This window comes from Pseudoalteromonas sp. SWYJZ12 (assembly GCF_015864395.1).
GTDB lineage: Bacteria > Pseudomonadota > Gammaproteobacteria > Enterobacterales > Alteromonadaceae > Pseudoalteromonas > Pseudoalteromonas arctica.
The window spans coordinates 363874-384769 of the sequence record NZ_JADYXH010000002.1 but is presented as its reverse complement, the minus strand read 5'-3'; the positions used below and the strand labels follow the sequence as shown (position 1 = coordinate 384769).

The 20896-nt window shown below is 37.4% G+C and carries 15 protein-coding genes; 1 reads left to right on the top strand and 14 read right to left on the bottom strand.

The features are described from left to right. Positions 1–4 precede the first annotated feature (4 nt). Genes tcdA through I6F42_RS03895 form a run of 7 tightly spaced genes read right to left on the bottom strand, consistent with a single transcriptional unit; the run spans position 5 to position 7466 of the window. Positions 5–802 carry a tRNA cyclic N6-threonylcarbamoyladenosine(37) synthase TcdA gene (gene tcdA / locus I6F42_RS03925; protein WP_182724426.1) on the bottom strand — a complete coding sequence of 266 codons (798 nt, stop codon included), beginning with the start codon at positions 800–802 and terminating at the stop codon, positions 5–7. Beyond that, positions 803–1483, bottom strand: a complete 681-nt coding sequence (locus I6F42_RS03920; RefSeq protein WP_197151008.1) for a TIGR01621 family pseudouridine synthase — start codon at positions 1481–1483, stop codon at positions 803–805. Continuing rightward, positions 1480–2241 carry a 3-deoxy-manno-octulosonate cytidylyltransferase gene (kdsB, locus tag I6F42_RS03915; protein WP_024592577.1) on the bottom strand — a complete coding sequence of 254 codons (762 nt, stop codon included), beginning with the start codon at positions 2239–2241 and terminating at the stop codon, positions 1480–1482. Before kdsB ends, I6F42_RS03920 begins: the two co-directional genes overlap by 4 nt. Next, a complete protein-coding gene (locus I6F42_RS03910; RefSeq protein WP_002961789.1) occupies positions 2229–2426 on the bottom strand; it encodes a Trm112 family protein in 198 nt (65 codons plus the stop codon). Before I6F42_RS03910 ends, kdsB begins: the two co-directional genes overlap by 13 nt. After that, positions 2416–3396, bottom strand: coding sequence for a tetraacyldisaccharide 4'-kinase (lpxK, locus tag I6F42_RS03905; protein ID WP_197151005.1), 981 nt, complete (start codon positions 3394–3396; stop codon positions 2416–2418). The genes I6F42_RS03910 and lpxK overlap by 11 nt, the downstream gene beginning before the upstream one ends. Further along, the gene (gene msbA / locus I6F42_RS03900; RefSeq protein ID WP_197151003.1) at positions 3393–5138 is read right to left on the bottom strand and encodes a lipid A export permease/ATP-binding protein MsbA; all 1746 of its coding nucleotides are present in this window, start codon (positions 5136–5138) and stop codon (positions 3393–3395) included. The genes lpxK and msbA overlap by 4 nt, the downstream gene beginning before the upstream one ends. Before the next feature lie 60 nt (positions 5139–5198). Next, positions 5199–7466, bottom strand: a complete 2268-nt coding sequence (locus I6F42_RS03895) for a DNA internalization-related competence protein ComEC/Rec2 (protein WP_197151001.1) — start codon at positions 7464–7466, stop codon at positions 5199–5201. Between I6F42_RS03895 and I6F42_RS03890 the strand changes: the two genes are divergently transcribed. After that, positions 7446–7952 carry a DUF2062 domain-containing protein gene (locus I6F42_RS03890; RefSeq protein ID WP_007586895.1) on the top strand — a complete coding sequence of 169 codons (507 nt, stop codon included), beginning with the start codon at positions 7446–7448 and terminating at the stop codon, positions 7950–7952. The two genes, I6F42_RS03895 and I6F42_RS03890, sit on opposite strands and share 21 nt — an antisense overlap. 107 nt (positions 7953–8059) lie before the next feature. Here I6F42_RS03890 and I6F42_RS03885 read toward each other — a convergent pair whose 3' ends face one another. The 7 genes from I6F42_RS03885 to I6F42_RS03855 all read right to left on the bottom strand — a co-directional run bounded on the left by I6F42_RS03885 (position 8060) and on the right by I6F42_RS03855 (position 20807). After that, complete coding sequence (locus I6F42_RS03885; RefSeq protein WP_197150999.1) at positions 8060–9805, bottom strand: DUF3466 family protein; 1746 nt, start codon at positions 9803–9805, stop codon at positions 8060–8062. Between the two features lie 11 nt (positions 9806–9816). Further along, positions 9817–11730 carry an ABC transporter ATP-binding protein gene (locus I6F42_RS03880; protein WP_197150998.1) on the bottom strand — a complete coding sequence of 638 codons (1914 nt, stop codon included), beginning with the start codon at positions 11728–11730 and terminating at the stop codon, positions 9817–9819. A gap of 15 nt (positions 11731–11745) precedes the next feature. Then, entirely contained in the window at positions 11746–11985 is a 240-nt protein-coding gene (locus I6F42_RS03875; protein ID WP_166376836.1) for a glutaredoxin family protein, read from the bottom strand. After that, complete coding sequence (gene rlmKL / locus I6F42_RS03870) at positions 11978–14095, bottom strand: bifunctional 23S rRNA (guanine(2069)-N(7))-methyltransferase RlmK/23S rRNA (guanine(2445)-N(2))-methyltransferase RlmL (protein WP_007586899.1); 2118 nt, start codon at positions 14093–14095, stop codon at positions 11978–11980. The genes I6F42_RS03875 and rlmKL overlap by 8 nt, the downstream gene beginning before the upstream one ends. Before the next feature lie 91 nt (positions 14096–14186). Further along, complete coding sequence (locus I6F42_RS03865) at positions 14187–14717, bottom strand: cell division protein ZapC (RefSeq protein WP_007586900.1); 531 nt, start codon at positions 14715–14717, stop codon at positions 14187–14189. A 117-nt stretch (positions 14718–14834) separates the two neighbouring features. Continuing rightward, positions 14835–15845 carry a quinone-dependent dihydroorotate dehydrogenase gene (gene pyrD, locus I6F42_RS03860; protein WP_197150997.1) on the bottom strand — a complete coding sequence of 337 codons (1011 nt, stop codon included), beginning with the start codon at positions 15843–15845 and terminating at the stop codon, positions 14835–14837. 120 nt (positions 15846–15965) lie between these two features. After that, on the bottom strand, positions 15966–20807 hold the full coding sequence (locus I6F42_RS03855) for an NAD-glutamate dehydrogenase (protein WP_197150996.1): 4842 nt from the start codon (positions 20805–20807) through the stop codon (positions 15966–15968). Positions 20808–20896 lie beyond the last annotated feature (89 nt).

Below are 20896 nucleotides of genomic sequence, written 5' to 3'. Positions count from 1 at the left end.
AAAACTAAGCTTGTGAGCGTTGTTTTTTATCTAGATATTTACGCACCGCTTTTGCCGCAACAAAAAAACCAAAGCTTCCTGTGATCATAGTCACAGAACCAAAACCATTATTACAGTCCATATTCATCGTGCCATCAGCACTTTGCTTAGCATGACATACACTGCCATCGCTTCCTGGGTAAACCAGTTGCTCTGTTGAGTAAACACAATCAATATTAAACTTACGTTTAGGATTATTACTAAAATTATATTGCTTGCGCAAAATATAGCGCACTTTTGCAAGTAATGGGTCTTGCGTAGTTTTGGCTACATCACCAAAAGTTATTTGGCTAGGATCTGTTTGCCCGCCAGCACCACCAGTTGTAATTATAGGTAGTTTATTACGTTTACAGTGAGCAATTAATGCTGCTTTTTCTTTAACTGCATCAATACAATCAATCACATAATCAAAACCTTGAATATGCTCTTGAATATTATCAAGCGTAATAAAATCATCTATCACATTAACTTGGCACTGTGGATTAATAAGCTCGCAGCGCGCTTTCATTGCATCTACTTTAGCTTGACCAATAGTGCCCGTTAACGCATGAATTTGTCTATTGACGTTAGTCGCGCAAATATCATCCAAATCAATCAATGTTATTTTACCAACACCAGTACGTGCAAGTGCTTCTGCTGTCCAGCTCCCTACACCACCAATCCCTACTACACAAAAATGTGCTTCTTGAAGCCAATCAAACTGTTGATGACCATATAAACGCTTAATTCCGCCAAAACGTATATCTGTAACTTTTTCGCTCATTTACCAATCCAGTTGCCATGGCGATTGCCATGCTTGAAAATCTTGATGTTTAATTAACGCCAAATACTCATCACCATTATCGGGTAATAAAGTTAGCTGTATTTGTTCACCTTGCCATAAAAAGCTCAACGCATATGCATGTAAATAGGTACGATTTGAAGACGTACCTGCATACATTGCATCGCCTAAAATAGGTGAGCCAATACTTTTTAGTGCCACTCTTAATTGATGCGTCTTTCCTGAGTAAGGTTTTAAAATATACCCTCTAAACCCAGGCTTATAGCTTAGCGAATAAAATCGGGTGATTGCAGGGTTAAGCTTACTCGTTAGTAACTTAAACGAGCCACGGCGAGACTTAGCCATATCGCCTTTGATCCACCCCTGCTTCTTTTTTGGTTTAGCGTCACTAATTGCTAAATAAAATTTAGCAATCGCATGCTCAGTAAACATAACAGTAAAGCTGGCCGCAGCGGCTTTGTTTCGCGCTAAAATAATCAGCCCTGATGTCACTTTGTCTAAACGATGAACGGCATAAAGCTTTTGCGATAATTGTTGTTCGGCTAACACAACAAAACCGGGGCCCTCTTCTGAATGAAAATTAAGACCCGCTGGCTTTTCTAAAATATAAAAATCGTTATGTGTATAAACAACTTTTAATATCTTACTTACTTGCTCACTCACACGTTTTTACTTTTAATATGCGCTATCACTTTAGCTAAGTCATCGGGCGTATCGACACCTGCATGAGGGGCTATTTGAGCTTGTTCTATTTTGATTTTATAACCATGATACAACACACGTAACTGCTCAAGCGATTCAAGTAGCTCAAGTGGCGATACGCTCAATTCTATATATTGTTTAATAAAACCCGCTCTGTACGCATAAATACCTACGTGGCGCTGAAATGGCGCTAAATTAAGAGCACTGCTGTCATTCATCATTGTGCTTCTATCAAACGGAATACTTGCACGAGAAAAATACAGCGCATTTTTATTTATATCGCTAACCACTTTAACGGCATTAGGATTAAATACTTCATCACGCTCTTCAATAGCAACACTTAACGTTGCCATTGGTGCTGTTGAATCACTTAATAGTGCAGCAACTTGGGATACATTTTCTGGCGCAAGTAAGGGCTCATCGCCTTGTACATTAACCACAATTGTATTGCTGTCGAGATCAAGTAAATCAACTACTTCGGCTAAACGCTCAGTACCCGATTGGTGATCTTCGCGAGTCATTACAACATCACTAGTAAATAAACTTACTGCATCAAACACTTTTTGATGATCGGTTGCTATAACCACTTTACTTGCACCTGATAAACATGCTTTTTCGTAAACATGTTGAACCATTGGCTTACCGCAAATATCAGCAAGCGGCTTACCAGGTAGTCGAGTTGATGCAAAACGTGCAGGAATTACAACTACGAATTCCACTTTTCAACCTCTTCTAAAGATAACTCACGTGCTTCGTTTTCAAGCAATACTGGAATATCATCTTGAACGGGGTAAGCAAGCTTAGCTGCAGTACTAATTAGTTCGTTGTTTTCTCTATCAAAGCGTAATTTACCCTTACAAACTGGGCAAGCAATTATCTCGAGTAATTTTGTATCAAAGGCCATTGAGTATTCCTTTTTCTTTTAATAATGAATTTAATGTGTTTATTACGCTATCGGAAGGCTCTGCATCTACAGGTAAATAATACCAATTAGGTTTTGCAAAGGACTTACATTTAACCGCGTCTTTTTCGGTCATTATAATGCAATCATCACCAAACTGGGTAAAATCATCTGCTGTATAAGCATAATGATCTCTAAAATGATGAGTCGACAATAGCTTAATATTTTGTGCTTCTAATGAGTTTTCAAACCGTTTAGGGTTCCCAATTGCACTTATTGCATGTGCGTGAGTTACCGTATGTTTTGCATCATCACCTGAATTAACTAAGCGAAGGTTACTTACTTGCAGCACGTAGCTATTATTAGCCTCCCCGCCATTTTCAATTACTATATCAACACTTTGTAAGCGTTTAGTTGTTTCGCGTAGTGGCCCTGCGGGCATAACAAAACCATTACCAAAGCGGCGTTCACTATCAACAATACAACACTCAATGCTACGAGGCATTTTATAATGCTGCATCCCATCATCAGAAATAATGACATCTAGCGTATAATTTTTTTCTAATAAATCGATATTATGCTGTCTATTAGGGCCAACTGCTATTGGGCACTTTAAACGATGGTATAAAAGCACAGGCTCATCTCCAGCCTGTTGGGCGTCAACAACTGAAGTGACTAACAGCGGGTAATTATCTGATTGCCCACCATAACCTCTACTAATAATACCCACTGATAAACCTTGCTCGGTCAAATACTCATACAACCACAAAACAAAAGGTGTTTTACCATTGCCGCCTACACTTATATTGCCGACTACAATAACAGGCGTTTTGCACTCAAAAGGTTTAAGTATTTTAGCGCTGTACAAGAGTTTTAGAAATGCCGATACAACCCAAAACAAAGCACTTAATGGTAATAACAATAAAGTAATTAGACCAAATGGTTTATACCAGCTCTGCTCTATTTTGCTCACGCCTGATCACCAAACTGCATTTTGCAAAGTGCTGAATAAGTACCGTCATTTGCTAATAAGCTACTATGATCGCCACTTTCTATCACACGACCGTTATCAATAACATAAATTCGGTCACTGTTTTCAATAGTAGATAAGCGATGTGCTATAACAATAGAGGTTTTATCTTTCATTAACGTTTCTAACGCTTGCTGAATAAGCTTTTCAGATTCGGTATCAAGTGCTGACGTTGCCTCATCTAAAATCAAAATAGGTGCATCTTTTAATATTGCACGCGCTATCGCTATTCGCTGGCGTTGACCACCTGAGAGCATTACCCCATTTTCGCCTACCATGGTGTTTAATTGCTCTGGCAGGTCTTTAACAAATTCCCACACGTGCGCTTGTTTGGCAACTTGTTCTAACTCTTCAACAGAGACATCGTGCTTTATGCCATAACAAATATTATTGGCAATCGTATCGTTAAATAACACAACCTGCTGAGAGACTAAAGCAAATTGGCGACGCAGATCAGTTAATTTATAGTCCTGCAGTGCTATGCCATCAAGTAAAATTTCACTCGGTAGTTCTAAATCATAATAGCGGGGTAACAAGTTAGAAATTGTTGACTTACCAGAGCCTGAGCGCCCTACTAAGGCAATACTTTCACCCGCATCAATCGTTAGCGACAAATCGTTTAATACGGCTTCATCTTTCGTTGGGTACTTAAAGGTTACGTTCTTAACTTCAATTAAACCTTTAACTTTATCAACCGAAACAGTGCCTGTATCTTTTTCCATTTCTTCGTCTAAAACTAAAAATATACTTTGCGCTGCAGAGATACCACGTTGCATATCACTATTCACATTGGCAAGTTGTTTTAGCGGACGTAATAACATCATCATTGAGGCAATTAATGCCATGAAGTCACCAGATGTAATCGTATCAATCATTGATGGCAACGACACCGCCCACAAAATAACTGCCATGGCACTTGCCGCTAAAATTTGAATTATAGACACACTAAGCGCTTTAGTTGCGTCCATTTTGATACGTTGCTGACGATTATGATTATTAATTTTCGAGAAGTGATTAATCTCTTGATCTTGACCACCAAAACCATGAATAACTTTATGTCCGCTCAGCATTTGTTCTGAGCTACGGGTAACTTGCCCCATGGCAGATTGAATGTTTTTAGAAATGTGGCGAAAACGTTTAGAGACGACGGCGACAATAATAGCAACAAGTGGGATGATCACTAAAAATATCAGTGATAGTTGCCAACTGGTATAGAACATTACCGCAAGTAAAAATACAACAAATGCCCCTTCACGTACAAGTATTAGCAAGGCTTTAGTAATCGCCTGTTGAACTTGTTCTGTATCAAATGTGATTTTTGAAATTAAATCTCCCGTTGAGTTTTTGTCATGAAAAGAAACGGGTAAGTGCAATATGTGCTCAAATAACTCTTGGCGTAAAGAACGTACAACTTGGGAGCCTACATAACTTAAGCAGTAGGAAGACATAAAGTTAAAAACACCACGCCCTAGAACTAACGCGATAACGACAAAAGGAGCGTACTTTAAAACTTCTGTATTACGCTGGTTCAAACCTTGATCAATAAACGGCTTCATTAATTGAATAAATAAAGCATCCATTGCTGAATAGCCTATCATCCCAATAATTGCGACAAATGCGACGCTTTTGTAGGTGCCAACATATGAGACAAGACGTTTATAAATTTGTGTAGTACTTTGATCCATAACACTCTCTAAATACAGTAACAATCTGTATTGTATCCTCCGATGAGATAAAACTAAACGTCAATCTTTGATAAACCAGTAACTTTCCTGCCCTCTTGCTGTTTCTATAGCCAAATTCTTTGCATAAAATTTAATACTAATTTGCCCTTCAACGCCTGTCGTAAATTGCTGAGCGTTTATTTGGTTATAACGTTCGACGACAAGAGGCTTAGGGAATTCCCATTGCCCTTTATAGGCACTTGAATGAATAACTACTTGGGGAGCAACGTTATTTATAAAATTAACACTTGAGGATGTATCGCTGCCATGATGCGGGCTTAACATTACTGTACTTTTCAACGATTTATTATCCGCTAATAGCGATGCTTCACGCACCTTTGATATATCACCGGTAAGTAACACGCTATGAGTATTATCTGATACCCTAACAACGCATGAATCATCATTTTCATTTCCAAACCCTTTTGTACTAAAGCTTTGTACTTTTAATCCAGCAAAATCAATGTTTATGACTTCACATACATTATGTGTATTTTTAGGATGAAATTGTTGTAATGTTTCACCAAATCCAGCATCTATGAAATGTTGTAATCCTCCAGCGTGATCATTATCTTCATGACTTAGAATCGCCGTTTTCACTGTTAAATTATTTGCTTTAATATAAGGCAATAAAATACTTCGCGTACGGCTAAAGCGATTGAAATAACTGGGGCCAAAATCATAAATAAGCACTTGTTTATCTTTTTCAATTAATGCCATAAGTCCATGCCCTACATCAAATACATGTAGTTGCCACTTAGACTTTTCTGTTAGCCAATAATTTAATAAAAGCGTTATTGCTGGAATAAAAGCGAGCCATTTATAAGGAAGAAAATAAACCATCAACATAATAATATAAGTAAAAACGACAAATATTGAGTCAATTCTGCCAGTCGTTATCCACCTTAACGATTCTGGTATTTCATTAAGCAATTTAAATAGCGCATATAAGCCAGTATCAAACAGGTTTATTAAAATACTTATATCTAAGAAAATACTCAGTAATGTAAAAACAATTAAAAAAGGTAAGATAATGATTGAAAGCAGCGGTATAGCAATTAAGTTTATTATCAAACCTGCAATACTTACCCCATTAAAAAAATAGAGTGAAAGTGGCAATAAACCAATAAATAACGCTATTTGAATAACAAACAGTGAAATAACTTTGTTTTTTATGCGAGTGTTTAATATTGGTAATTTATTAATAACTGTAAAAATGATAGCAACCGCTAAAAATGAAAAGTAGAGACCTGGATTGAGTAAATTAAATGGGTTAACAATAAGAACAATAACCAAGGCAAATAAAATGCTCCGCCAACGCAGCGGCTGCTTAGCAAGAAAATACAATAATAAATAACAACCCAGCATGATAAGCGCTCGCGTTGCCGATACTAAAAAGTCACTTAAGTACACATAAACCAAGGCTACTAAAAATCCGCATGAACTGTAATAAAGAGTCAGGTTGAATGATTGCCCGATCGAAGAATTAATTTTTGCAAAAATGAATCGAGTAAATAGATAACCGAAGCTAAAAATCAAACCAATATGTAACCCCGATATAGCAAGTAAATGACTTAGCCCAAGAGATTGCATTAATTGTTTATCAGCGTAGCTCATCAAAGATTTTTCACCGCTAAGCAATGCATAATAGAGCCACTGTAGTTTTGTATCCGTATAAGTGTTTTTAAGGAAGTGTTGATAATCTAAAATTATGCTTTGTTTGTCGCTATTTATAATATTAAGATTTTTATTAAGCACTTTACCTTTAAATAATATTCTACTTATAAAAGCATAACGTTCATTATCAAATACATTAAAATTTTTATTACTACGAAAATGTTTTAAATGAATTAAAGCAGAAAATTCATCACCTACTATTAAAGGCTGTGCAGAATTAACACTGAGCATTGCTTTGGGTGCTCTAAAATCCGAAAAATCACTCCCTTCTAATGCCACTATTTTAACTTTAATATATTGAGGTTTTTTGTCAGAAATAACCTCTTCAACAATTAATGTAGAATCAAGTGCATACTTTTCATCCGGTTTTGGTATTTCAAAACTATAAAAAACGTAAAAATGCAGACCAACGAAGCAAATTGCACAAATAAAGCCTAACAATACATTTAAAAACGGCTTAAAATAAGCGCTCACTATAACAATGAAAATTGTGAATACTGTAAATTCGAGAGTTTGATAATAAAATACGGTTGCTATACAGCCAATTACAAACCCAAGACTTATCCACACTGATGTAAATGGTTGCTTTAAATGGCTAAAAAAACGATCCAAAGATTTTTACCTGATCCAAATAAAATTAGACATCATAAATCACTAAGAATATTTGGACGCCTTTTACAAGATGCAAATCTTTGGCATTTAAATAGACGTTCTGCTCGAGGTGCATTTGCAGTCGGGTTATTTTTTGCTTTCATCCCTGTTCCTTTTCAAATGGTTTTAGCAGCAGCCGGCGCTATATTATTTAGAGTTAATTTACCTATCTCAGTTGCATTAGTATGGCTTACAAATCCTTTAACTATGCCACCTATTTTTTATGGCTCATACTTAGTGGGTACATTAATACTTAATCAGCCTGAGCAACACTTTGTATTCGAAGCTAGTTGGTCTTGGTTTCTAGAGAGCATAGAAACTATTGGTCCTGCATTTTTACTAGGTTCGTTAGTATGTGCTTCTATTGCATCAATTATCGGCTATTTTGGTATTGATATTATTTGGCGCCGTTCTGTTAAAAAAGCATGGTTATCGCGAAATAATTAGTAGCCTTAAAACTAAATAACCACTGTAATACTAATCTTATAAAATATTATAGACGAAAAAAAACCAACTTTATTAAGTTGGTTTTTTATAATCAATATTAGTAAACTTTAAAAGCGAAATATACGTCTTAAGCCAACTAATGGTAATAGCAATAATGTATACCAAGGAAAGCTAGCAGAGTTACGCTCATACACTTCTGCTTCTACTGGAGCACAGTTTTCTACTTCACCGTTTGCAATTGGCGTTAATTTAACTGCAATAGCAATACTCTCGTATTCAATTTCACCATTGATATCAGTTACAACACCGCCTAAAGAATCAAGTTTTTCAACTGTCTTAGTCGCAGTGCCAAATATTTCATTATTTTCATTGATAGCTGTTGCTTCAACCATAGAATAAGCGTAATCAGTTTCGCCATCGGTATCATAACAAGGCAGTAAATCGTTTAGATTAGTGATTTTATCTTCACCAATTTTGTAAATAAAGGCTTCTTTAAGTCTTGAGCTATCAGATACACCCACTTCACCTTCGCCTACAATATACCCTTGATTATTTATATCGTTACCATAAGAACTTGAGCTTGAGAAATAATCAGTTGGGAAAACTGTATTACCTGTTTCGATGTCATGATAGAAGAATTTATTACGAAGAGTACCTTCAATACGCTTTGTCGCATAACCTGTAATTACATCATTATCATTAATAGCGATTGATTTACCAGCCTGCCAGTCATCTTCTTGATTAATAAAGTCAGTGACTGCACCATCTTTAAAATAGACTGGCATTGTAAGAATCGTATCATCATTTTTGTAATAACGCGTATTTGATGAACCAACTACAGTGCCTATTGCATTAATAGCTAAAGCTGTACTTGTAAATGCATCATCTTCCGTTTCACCTTCATCAGGTGTAAGTGCCATACCAAACTCTTCAACAGAAATAACATTCAGTGATTCGTCAAGTTCCCATTTAACAGCACGCTTATTAAATAAGCCTCGTGAAATATTAGAATTTAATAAATTGATACACACTGATGTTGGTTCGTCTTCATTATCACAGTTATCATCAATATTATCTTGTCTGTCATCAGGAATACTTGTAGAGATATTACCTACAACAGTGTAACCACTATTTGTTTTGACTATATCGTTAGCGCGGCTTGTGCCACCGTATTCATTAAACTCTGGTTCTAATGGAACTTTGATCATGCCATCAGCGCTTATTACAATCCCACGCTCTATAAACTCATGTGTGAACCACGTTTCTGCTTCATCTTCACCATCAGGTGTAAAAGACACTTTATCGTAAGGAGCACCGCCCCAACCAACAGTAACGCCGTCTTCACTTACAGCATTAAAAAGGTTAATAGTTGAACGCGTTAAACCATCATAATCAACCGATGCAACATCAAATAACGGTTGCTCTGTTACTTGTGTGTCATTGTACTTTATGCCAACTAATGAGCTTAATTTTTGATATTCAAAATTTGTAGAAATTGAAGATAAAAAACTAACCATGAAAGTATGCGCATCAGCATTAGTGAGTACAGCATCATTATTTTCAATGTCATCAAGTGTAAAGGTAATCTCTTTATCACTTAATTCAAATGCAGCCTCTGTATTATCGTAGCTATTTTCAATAATATTTTCAGTAAAATCTATATAGCTGATATCAATAGGTAAATTGTATAAACCATTTGCGAAACCAATAATATGCCCGCTTTCGCTTACATCTGTTACATAAGAATATTTAGCGTCTTCAAGAGTCCCTAATTCACTTAACTGGTACGTAGCACTTGTTGCTGAAGTGCTTAATGTCGCTAAAATACTGGCAGCGAGTAATTTATATTTCATTTTAGTCCTTACTACTGATTCTGTAATTCTTCAAGTTCTTCCCAGCGCTCAAGCGCAGCTTCAAGGTCAGACTCAAGTTGTGCCAAATGGTTCAATGCTTTAGTTGTTACATCACTCTCTTGTTTAAAAAAGTCTGAGTCACTAACTACAGCTTGTTGAGCTTCAATTTCAGCTTCTAGTTTTTCCATTTTATTCGGTAGTTGCTCTAATTCAAGTTTTAATTTGTAAGAGAGTTTATTTGCTTTAGCTGCAGGTTTAGCAACTGGAGCGACTACTTTTTCAACTTTTTTTACTGGTTGCTGCTGCGTTTTTTTTTCTTGTTCAGCTAAATAGTTAACGTAAGCCTCATAGTCGCTATAGCCACCTACAATATCTGTAACTTTACCGTTACCTTCAAACGCCCATACACTTGAACATGTATTATCAATAAATTCACGGTCATGGCTTACAATCAGCACTGTACCTTGGTATTGATTAATAATGTCCTCTAGTAACTCTAACGTTTCAATGTCTAAGTCATTTGTTGGCTCATCGAGAACAAGGATATTAGACGGTTTTAAAAACAATTTAGCTAATAGTAATCTGTTTTTTTCACCACCAGAGAGTGCTTTAACAGGAGTTCGAGCGCGTGCTGGAGGGAATAAAAAGTCTTGCAGGTAACCTAAAACATGGCGTGAACGACCGCCCATCATCACTTCTTGTTTACCTTCGGCAACGTTATCTTGAACTGTTGCTTCTTCGTCAAGTTTTTCACGGTATTGGTCAAAGTAAGCAAATTCTAAATTAACACCTTGCTTAGTTATGCCGCTATCTGGTTCTAAATCACCAAACATTAGTTTTAATAGTGTTGTTTTACCAATACCATTTGGGCCTACTAGACCGATTCTGTCACCGCGCATTACCAGTGTAGAAAAATCATCAGCAATAACTTTGTCTTTAAATGCATGACAAAGATTCTTAGCTTCAAAAACTAACTTACCAGAGCGATCTGCTGTTTCAATATTGAAATCAGTTTTACCAACTTGATCAACACGTTGCTTACGCTCTGTACGAAGCTGCTTTAACTCACGAACTCTACCTTCGTTACGCGTTCTACGCGCTTTAACACCTTGGCGGATCCATGTTTCTTCTTCGGCTAAACGCTTATCGAACAATGCATTTTGGCTTTCTTCTACTTTTAAATCATGGGCTTTTTGCTCTAAGTACGTAGCGTAATCACCAGGGTACGAAATAAGCTTACCACGGTCTAAATCTAAAATACGCGTAGCAACAGCGCGAATAAACGCACGGTCATGCGATATAAATACGATTCCGCCCTTAAACTCTTTTAAAAATTGCTCAAGCCACATGACGCTTGCCATGTCTAAATGGTTTGTTGGCTCATCAAGTAATAATAAATCAGGCTCACTAACAAGTGCACGTGCAAGTGCTACTTTACGTAACCAACCACCAGAAAGAGACTCAAGTTTAGCTTCTGGCGTTAATTCTAATTGTGTTAGCACTAATTGAATTCGGCTATCAAAGCGCCAGCCATCAGCCGCTTCTAATTGATTTGATAAACGTTCAAGCTTGTTTAATAACTTATCAGTACACACTGTTTGCAACTCATTACTTACATGATGAAAATCAATTAGTAAGTTTGCAATCTCAGGCATACCTTGCGCAACGTAATCAAATACAGTGCCATTTGCGCCTTTTGGTGGATCTTGTTCTAAACGAGAAATTCTAATCCCGCCTAGCTGATTTATTTCACCATCATCTAATACAACTTCGCCATCAAGCACTTTTAATAGAGTTGACTTACCCGCGCCATTTCGACCAACAACACACACTCTTTCGCCACTTTCTATAACGGCATCTGCTTTGTTAAGCAAAGCATGCGTACCAAAAGCAAGTTGTGCTTTTAAAATTCTAATTAAATCCATAGTTCTTATTTGCTCTTATTCTGCTTGTGCTAAAAATTCGCGCACAGTGTGTAAAGTAAAAGGCCAAAATAATTGCTCGCCTTTTTCACTTTTTAATACAGGAATAGTAATTTGATACTCAGCTATAAGCTGCTCATCAGTCATAATATCGATTAGTAATAACTCACTAGTATCACAAAGTACCTCAGTGATAAGTTGCTCAGCTTGCTCGCACAAGTGGCAACCATCAGTGTGGTATAAAACCCATTTAGCCATGTGTGATTAACCAGCTATTATGGATTTTTTTATTACGTTTAAAGTCTGGTGATAACGTTTTATCTGAAATATTAATGGCTTTTAAACCTAAACCAATCAGACCAACTTCATCTATCACAAAGCCACGTTTGTTATTAGAGAAAATTAAGGTACCTGATGGGCTTAAAATCTTTTTAACCCACGTTAATAATTTAATGTGATCGCTCTGTACATCAAACGCGTCTTTCATACGTTTTGAGTTTGAAAACGTTGGAGGATCTAAAAATATCAAATCATATTGTGCTGTCGCGTGCTCTAACCATTTTAAACAATCAGCTTGCTCAAAACGGTATCGTGTATTACTAATACCATTTAAATCAAAGTTATCTTGGCCCCATTTTAAGTAGGTCTTTGATAAATCGACTGTAGTAATGGCTTTAGCACCACCAAGAGCAGCATGTACAGAAGCTGTACCTGTGTATGCAAAAAGGTTTAAGAAACGTTTATCTTTAGCATTTTCTTGAATATAACGGCGCATTAAGCGATGGTCTAAAAACAAGCCTGTGTCTAAGTAGTCAAATAAATTAACTTTGAACTTAGCACCAAACTCTTCAACAACCATAGTACGGTTTTGTTTAGACATAGCGGTGTATTGATCTTCGCCCTTCTGCTTTTTACGTACTTTTACAGCAATGTTTTCAGGTGAAATCTCAAGCTGTTGAGCCGTTAAACTTATTACGTCTTGCAGGCGTTTTTCTGATGTTTTTTCATCAATTTCTTTAGGCGCTGCATATTCAAAAATTACAGCAGAGTCACCGTAAATATCTACAGCAACATTATATTCAGGAATATCCGCTTCATAAACGCGGTAAGCGTCTATTTTATTTTGTTTAAGCCAGTTTTTTAAGCCTTGCTTATTTTTTTTCAATCTATTTGCGAATGACGTTGAGCCTTCAAAATTGAGTGCTTTTTTGTCATCTGTAGTCAAGCTTACTTGCTTATCATCTAATTGATATAAGTTAAGCTCAACATCTAATGGGCCATTTTTAAATTTATAACGCTTAAGGCGCACAAGTTTTAAAAGTTTAAATAGGCTCTCGTCCATACCCAATAAGGCAAGTTTCCAGTGATTGAAGTGCTTTTTAAAGCCAACGCCTAAATTACGGTGTAAATCAACAAGCTCAGCCATAGAGCCAATACGCTCACCATAAGGTAAGTTTGAAATTACAACACCCGGTAATTTTGCAACAGCTGTAAGTTTAGTTGCATCACTTTGCTTAAACTTAATCACGTCGTCAAGCTCTGCACGTTTAGCATTATCAATTGCTTTACTTAATACTTGCTCATCGTAATCGTGGCCAATTAACCACAATTTAGGATCAGTAATATTAGCGAGTAACTCTTCTTTAAGCTCTTTAAACTTAGCGGCTCTAAAACTGGGTAAACGCTCAAAAGCAAAACCTTCACGGAATAATCCTGGCGCTTCGTTTCGTGCCATACCGGCAGCTTCTATCAAAATAGTACCCGCACCACAACATGGATCGAATAAAGGCTGTTTTACATTTTCAAGCCAGCCACTTCGCTTAATTAATGCAGCAGCTAAGTGCTCTTTAATAGGCGCTTTACCTTGGCCTTGGCGGTAACCACGTTCTGACAAACGAGGACCTGAATAGTCAATATACATCGATACGCCGTAACGATTTAATCGTGCAACTACGCGCACGTTAGCATCTTGCTTATCAACGTTAGGACGTTGCTCGTATAAATCATTAAAATAGTCAACAATCGCATCTTTGATTACAAGACCCGAAAATTGCGTGTTTTTTAATGAGTCATTGGTACCGTTGAAGTCGACAGCGAATGTTTGCGTAGGTCCAAACCATTCTTGCCAAGGTTGCGAGCGCGCAAAATTATACAGGCTATTTTTGTCATCTACGCCTTCTTTTTCTTCAATAAGCATAAGCACACGCGTTGCAAAACGAGTTGATAAACAAACCTTTTGCGCAAGTAATGAGTCAGCCTCAAAACGAACAGAACCAACAGTTTGCTTAGACACGGTTGCGCCAAGTTCTGTTAGTTCATCAACCAATAAATTTTCGATTCCGATAGAAGTAAGTGCGATAAATTGCAAAGTAATAACCCTTAATAGCTAATTGCGCAGGATTATAACATAGGTTGGGCGACAAACACGCCATAAAGACACGCTTAAGACTTAAATTTGGTTAGGCGGTTTGACTTTGATATTGCTGATTTAGGATGGGGTGGACTCGATTATTCAAAATACGGATTACTTCAAATTGCGCTAAAGATAAGTTTTCGTCTAATTTAAAGGTTTCACTTAAATTCAAACAAATAGATGCATCAGGACAATGCTCTACAATTAAAAAATCACCTGACTGCGCTTTAGATGTTAATTTTACTATTGCCTCTACGCTTGGTTCTGTCCCTGTGTATTCTTCAAAAAACCAACTTTTTGCTAAAACGGGTTTTAAGTGATACTTAACAGCAGTCGCATTTAATGATATTTGACAAATTTGTGCCGCAGACCACAATTCAAATCCATCCAGATAATTATAAACCTGTTCGTAAAATGCAGCATCTTCGAGACTAAAACGTGGATTTTTAAAAACAGAATCGGTGAGCTGTCTTAATTTATAAGGCGTGCATAATTGCATGTCGTCATTTAAATCAAGTAACAAACGATTTTTATCAGGACAAGTAATCCACTGCCATTGCTTTGATGCTTGTAACATTTACTCCTCCTTGGGTATGTTGAATAATTATTGCTCAGAGTATAACCGCTTTTGACCACTTTTAAAATGTTTGCTTAGAACATTTAGCTAACGATCAAAAGCTTAGATAACTGATCCTTATAAGCCGTTAACGATCGACTTTACCAATTGTGGACCTTTGTAGATGAACCCAGTATAAACCTGAACTAAATTTGCGCCTGCATCTAACTTTTCTTTTGCAGATGTAGCATCATCAATACCGCCGACTCCGATGATTGGTAGCTTACCTTGTGTTAAGCGTTTTAGCTCACTTACTACCTCTGTAGAGCGCATTCTAACAGGGTGACCTGATAAACCGCCCGCCTCTTGTGCATATTGCTGCCCCATGACTGCGGCTCGCTCAAGCGTTGTGTTTGTGGCAATTACACCATCAATTTTATTATTTAAAAGTGACTCACTTACTTGCTCTATTTGTATTTGATCGAGATCCGGTGCAATTTTTACAAGCATAGGAACTTGCTTATTATGCTTTGCAATTAAATCTAACTGTTCATTTTTAAGACTTTGCAATAAATCATCAAGTGCAGCACCATATTGTAAATCACGAAGCCCTGGGGTATTTGGTGATGAAATATTTACCGTAATATATGAGGCATGCTCAAATACTTTACGCATACAATGAATGTAGTCATCTTTACCTTGTTCGTTAGGTGTATCTTTATTTTTACCAATATTGATACCGAGTATGCCACTGTACTTTGCTGCTTTTACATTTTCGACTAAATTATCAACACCTTTATTATTAAAGCCCATACGGTTAATAATTGCGTTTGACTCTGGAAGTCTAAAAATACGTGGCTTATCATTACCAACTTGAGGACGCGGTGTAACCGTTCCAACTTCAATAAAACCAAATCCCATTTGGCTAAATGCATCTATACATTCTGCACTTTTATCCAGGCCAGCGGCAAGCCCTACTGGATTTTTAAATTCAAGACCTAAAAAGTTTACGGGTTTATCTGAAACACTTTGTGACCAAGCTATATTTAGAGGCGTATTAGCAAAACGACGAAGATTATTAAGTGCAAACTCATGCGCCCACTCCGCATCACGGGTAAACATAAAACGGCGAGCTAAATCATAAAACATCAATATAATCCTCTTTTTAAATTTCAGACAAAAAAATACCTCAGACAAGGCTGAGGTATTGTATAACAATTTTAACAATCAGTTATTTATTTACTAAACAAATAACTGATTAAAGCTAAATTATTTTCCTGATGTATCACAGTTGTGACTTAATAACATAAGTTCACGAAGTGCAACTGAGAACTTAGCAAAGTCGTGGCTTTGTGATGTTTTAAACTCAGCCAACATTTGTTTCCAACGCTGAAGTAATAAATCTTGGCTATCCATCCACTCATCTATTTGACTATCAACATCGCTCTCGTCACCTTCAAAGCTATTTAGCACCACTTCAGATAACGTACGTTGCTGCCAATCAAGCTCTTCACGATAAGATGAACGAGCAAGTGCTTGCCAATGATTTGCTACTGGTTGCTTAGTTATTTGCTCTAAGAACCAATGCAGACCCATTCTCGCGCCTAGTTTAAAGTAAGTATTCGATACCATCGAAATACTCTTACCTGAATTATTAGCAACCTCAGCTAAATCCATCACAGAGAATAAGCTTGATAACGAAACAATACGCTTAGCTATATCTGCAGGAACGCCGGCATCAATTAACTTATTAGCTTCAATTACAATACGGTCATTTTCTTTTTCAATCATGTACGTATTTAAATTATCGCTTAAATCTTTAAATGTTGGCGCAAAGAATTCAATTCCTTGTTCAATCGTTTGTGACTTATTACGATGACGTAAGAACCAACGCGTAGTACGACGAACAGTACGACGAAGTTGGTAAAGCATTTCAGTTTGTACCGCTGCTGGTATTTTATTATCCAGTGCGCTGATAGACGACCATGTATCGCGCATTTCAAATATTTCGCTAGCAATTGAGTAACACATTGCAATTTCAGCTTCGTTGGCACCGGTTTCTTCATGCATACGTACCATGAAGTTTAAACCCATATCGTTAACAATGCTGTTAGCAAGTTTGGTTGCAATAATTTCTTTACGAAGTGGATGGTTGTTCATCGCATCGTTAAACTTCTCACGTAGAGGACGTGGGAATGACTTCACAAGCAATTGACGATAGTAAGGGTTTTCAGTAATTTCATCACTTACTAAAGACTCTTTTAATACCATTTTTGCGTAAGACACTAGCACTGAAAGCTCAGGGCGAGTTAAGTCTTTACCTGCGGCTGCACGTTCTGCCAATTCTTCATCACTTGGAATGAACTCAATAGCACGGTTTAACTTGCCATCTTTTTCAAGTGCATGAATAAAACGAATCTTTTCTTTAAGCGTTGAAGTACCTTTAGACTGCGTAATTGAAATAGTATGTGTTTGACGGTAACAGTCTTTTAATACTAATTCAGATACTTCATCTGTCATTGAATAAAGTAGCTCATCACGTTGTTTACGTGTTAAGTCACCTTCAGCAACCAAGCCATTAAGTAAAATCTTAATGTTAACTTCGTTATCTGAACAGGCAACGCCCCCTACGTTATCAATAAAGTCAGTATTAACACGACCACCCTTAGCTGCAAATTCAACACGACCTAATTGAGTTGCACCTAAGTTACCGCCCTCACCAATTATTTTAGCGCCTAAATCTCTACCATTGATACGTAGTGCATCGTTTGCACGATCCCCTACATCTGCATCAGTTTCTTTAGAGTTTTTAATGTATGTACCAATACCGCCATTCCACAGTAAATCGAACTCCATCATCAATGAAGCTTTCATTAACTCATTTGGGGTCATACTTGCTTTTTTAGTGCCCAACATTTTTTTCATTTCTGGGCTAAGCGTAATTGATTTAGCAGCACGAGAGAAAACACCACCACCGGCAGAAATTAACTCTTTGTTGTAATCATCCCACGATGAACGCGGCATATTGAATAAACGTTCGCGCTCAGGGTAAGAAGTAGCAGCATCTGGGTTTGGATCAACAAAAATGTGCATATGGTTAAAGGCAACTTGTAAACGAATATGCTTAGATAACAACATACCATTACCAAATACATCACCAGCCATATCGCCTATAGCTACCACTGTAAAGTCAGTCGTTTGACAATCGATATCCATTTCACGGAAATGTCGTTTAACTGACTCCCATGCGCCTTTAGCTGTAATACCCATTTTCTTATGATCGTAACCAACCGAGCCACCTGATGCGAATGCATCGCCTAACCAGAAATTGTATTCATTAGCTATGCCGTTTGCGATATCAGAGAAAGTCGCGGTTCCTTTATCGGCAGCAACTACTAAGTAAGCATCATCTTCATCGTGGCGAACAACATCACGAGCTGGCACTACTTCACCGCGCTCTATGTTATCTGTAATATCTAGAAGACCACGGATAAAGATTTTGTAACACTCTTGGCCTTCTTTTATAAACGCTTCGCGCTCACTAGGTAGTTGTTTACATACAAAACCACCTTTAGAACCAACAGGTACAATTACTGTATTTTTAACTTGTTGTGCTTTAACTAGGCCAAGTACTTCAGTACGGAAATCTTCACGACGGTCAGACCAACGCAGTCCACCACGCGCTACTTTACCGTAACGTAAATGCACACCTTCAACGCGCGGAGAGTATACAAAAATCTCAAACGCAGGAAGAGGAAGCGGTACATCCGGAATTAAACTAGGCTGTATTTTAAACGAAACATAAGACTTAAACTGACCTGCATCGTCTTTTTGGAAATAGTTAGTACGTAGCGTAGCAACAATCATATCTACGTATAAACGTATAATGCGGTCATCATCAAGGTTTGCTACATTTTCAAGTTCTAAGTAAATTTGCGTACTTAACTTTTCAAGTGTTTTAGCACTTGCTGGGCTCTTAACTGAGAACTTTTTAGCAAATAAATTAACAATTTGCGCTGCAATGTTTGGATAATTTGCAAATGTGCTCTCAATGTAACTTTGTGAGAACGTTACACCAATTTGACGCATGTACTTAGCGTAAGCACGTAAAATAGAGGCTTCGCGGCCAGTTAAGCCACCCATTAATACTAAACGGTTAAAACCATCATTTTCAAGGCGGTTGCCCCAAACATTTGTTAATGCAGCGCGAAAACGTGCTGAAATTTTATCAAAGTCTGCCATCCCTTTGCTGTCAATAAGCATCGAGAAGTCCATGATCCAGTTAATACGACCATCGCTAGTTTTAACTGAATATGGTGTTTCACCAACAACGCGCAGACCAAAGTTTTCAAGCATTGGCATAACATCAGATAAGTGAATTGGCTCATCTTTATGGAATAAGCTTAATCGTACAATATTACTGTTTGCTTCTTCTTGAGGACGGTAGAACAGCATTTCTAGCTTGTTTTCATCGCTAAGTAGTTCTAACTTTTCGATATCAACAACCGCTGCACTTGGAAGCACTTCATCTTTGTATGAGCGTGCAAACGCATTACAGTATTTACGATTTAAATCGTTACCACGTGCTTCACCCGCAGACTCTAAAAGTGCAGATTGAAGTTTATCTTCCCACGTACGTGCAGCTTCTACTAAATTGTTTTCGATGTCTTTCACGTTATATTCGATCTTGTTGTCGGTCACACGAACGGTGTAATGAGTACGCGCCAGTGTTGACTCAGAGAAATAAGTAGTAAATTCGACTTTATCGTCAGAATTAAATGCATTAGCTAATATATCTTGCGTTTCACGACGCAGAGCCGTGTTATAGCGTTCGCGAGGAACATAAACCATGCAAGATAAAAAGCGACCATACGCATCTTTACGTACAAACAAGCGACACATATCGCGCTCTTGTACTTGTAAAACGCCCATAGCAACTTCAAGTAGCTCACTTTCGCGCGCTTGAACTAGCTCATCACGTGGGTAGGTTTCTAAAATATTTAAAACAGCTTTGTAAGCGTGTGTACCTTTAGCAAAATCACACATTTCCATAATGCGGTTAATTTTACTTTTTAATACAGGTACATCAGTAGCACTGTTATTGTAAAAGCTTGATGAGAACAAACCAATAAAGCGGTCTTCACCAATTACATTGCCTTCATCGTCAAAACGCTTAATACCTACGTAATCAATGTAAGCTGGACGGTGAACGCGAGAAACAGAGTTTGTTTTTGTCAAGATCAGTAGGTTGCTGCTGCGTGCTTCTTGGCGAGCAACTTCTGGTAATTCTGATAATAATCGTGTGTGTTCTTCAGTAGAGTTTTTCATCAAGCCAAGGCTTGATTCCATTTTACCTTTTAATTGGTAATCACCTTGAACTGGGCTTAGCTCATATTCACGGTAACCCATTAGGGTAAAGTTATCTTTCGCTAACCAATCTAAAAACTCAGTTGTTTCTGAAACTTCTTCTGTCGTTTTATTATGATGACGTTTAGGTAACTCTTTGGTTACTGCAATCAATTTTTTACGAATTGGCTGCCAATCATCAACAGCAACTGATACATCAACAAGAACCGACTCTAACTCTTTCTTGAAAGACTCAATCACAGAAGAATCTGTTTGACGGTCAATTTCAATAAAAAATACTGTTTTAGTAGATGAGGATTCTTGCTCTGCTTTTAAATTTGATAATCCAGAAATTTTAGCGTTTTCATCGCGCTTAATTTTTAATGGGCAGTGAAGTAATAAGTGAGAGGCGATATTTTCACGAGTCATGGCCATACGAACAGAATCAACTAAAAACGGCATGTCTTTAGTAATAATCTCTACGATTGTATGTGATGACTGCCAGCCATCTTTTGCCACTTCAGGGTTGAAAACGCGGATAACTGCGTCGTCGGTAGTATTTTTTTCTAGCGAGTTCCAAAGGCTTAATGCTGCGCCATATAGGTCACTATCGTTGCGGTTTGCCAAATCCTCTTTAGACATATTGCTGTACAAGGCTTTGGCGAATTTCTCAACGAGTAACACATTATCAGCGCGAACTTTTTTCTGGATCAGCTTACAGACATTATCTAGGATAACCGAGGCTTGGCCTTCATTTCGTGTCATTGTATGTTCCTTAATCTATTACTGCTCAGGAGCAGGAATTTGTACAGCTATTCATTAGCGTGGAGTCAATTAAATTCTAACCCTTTTAC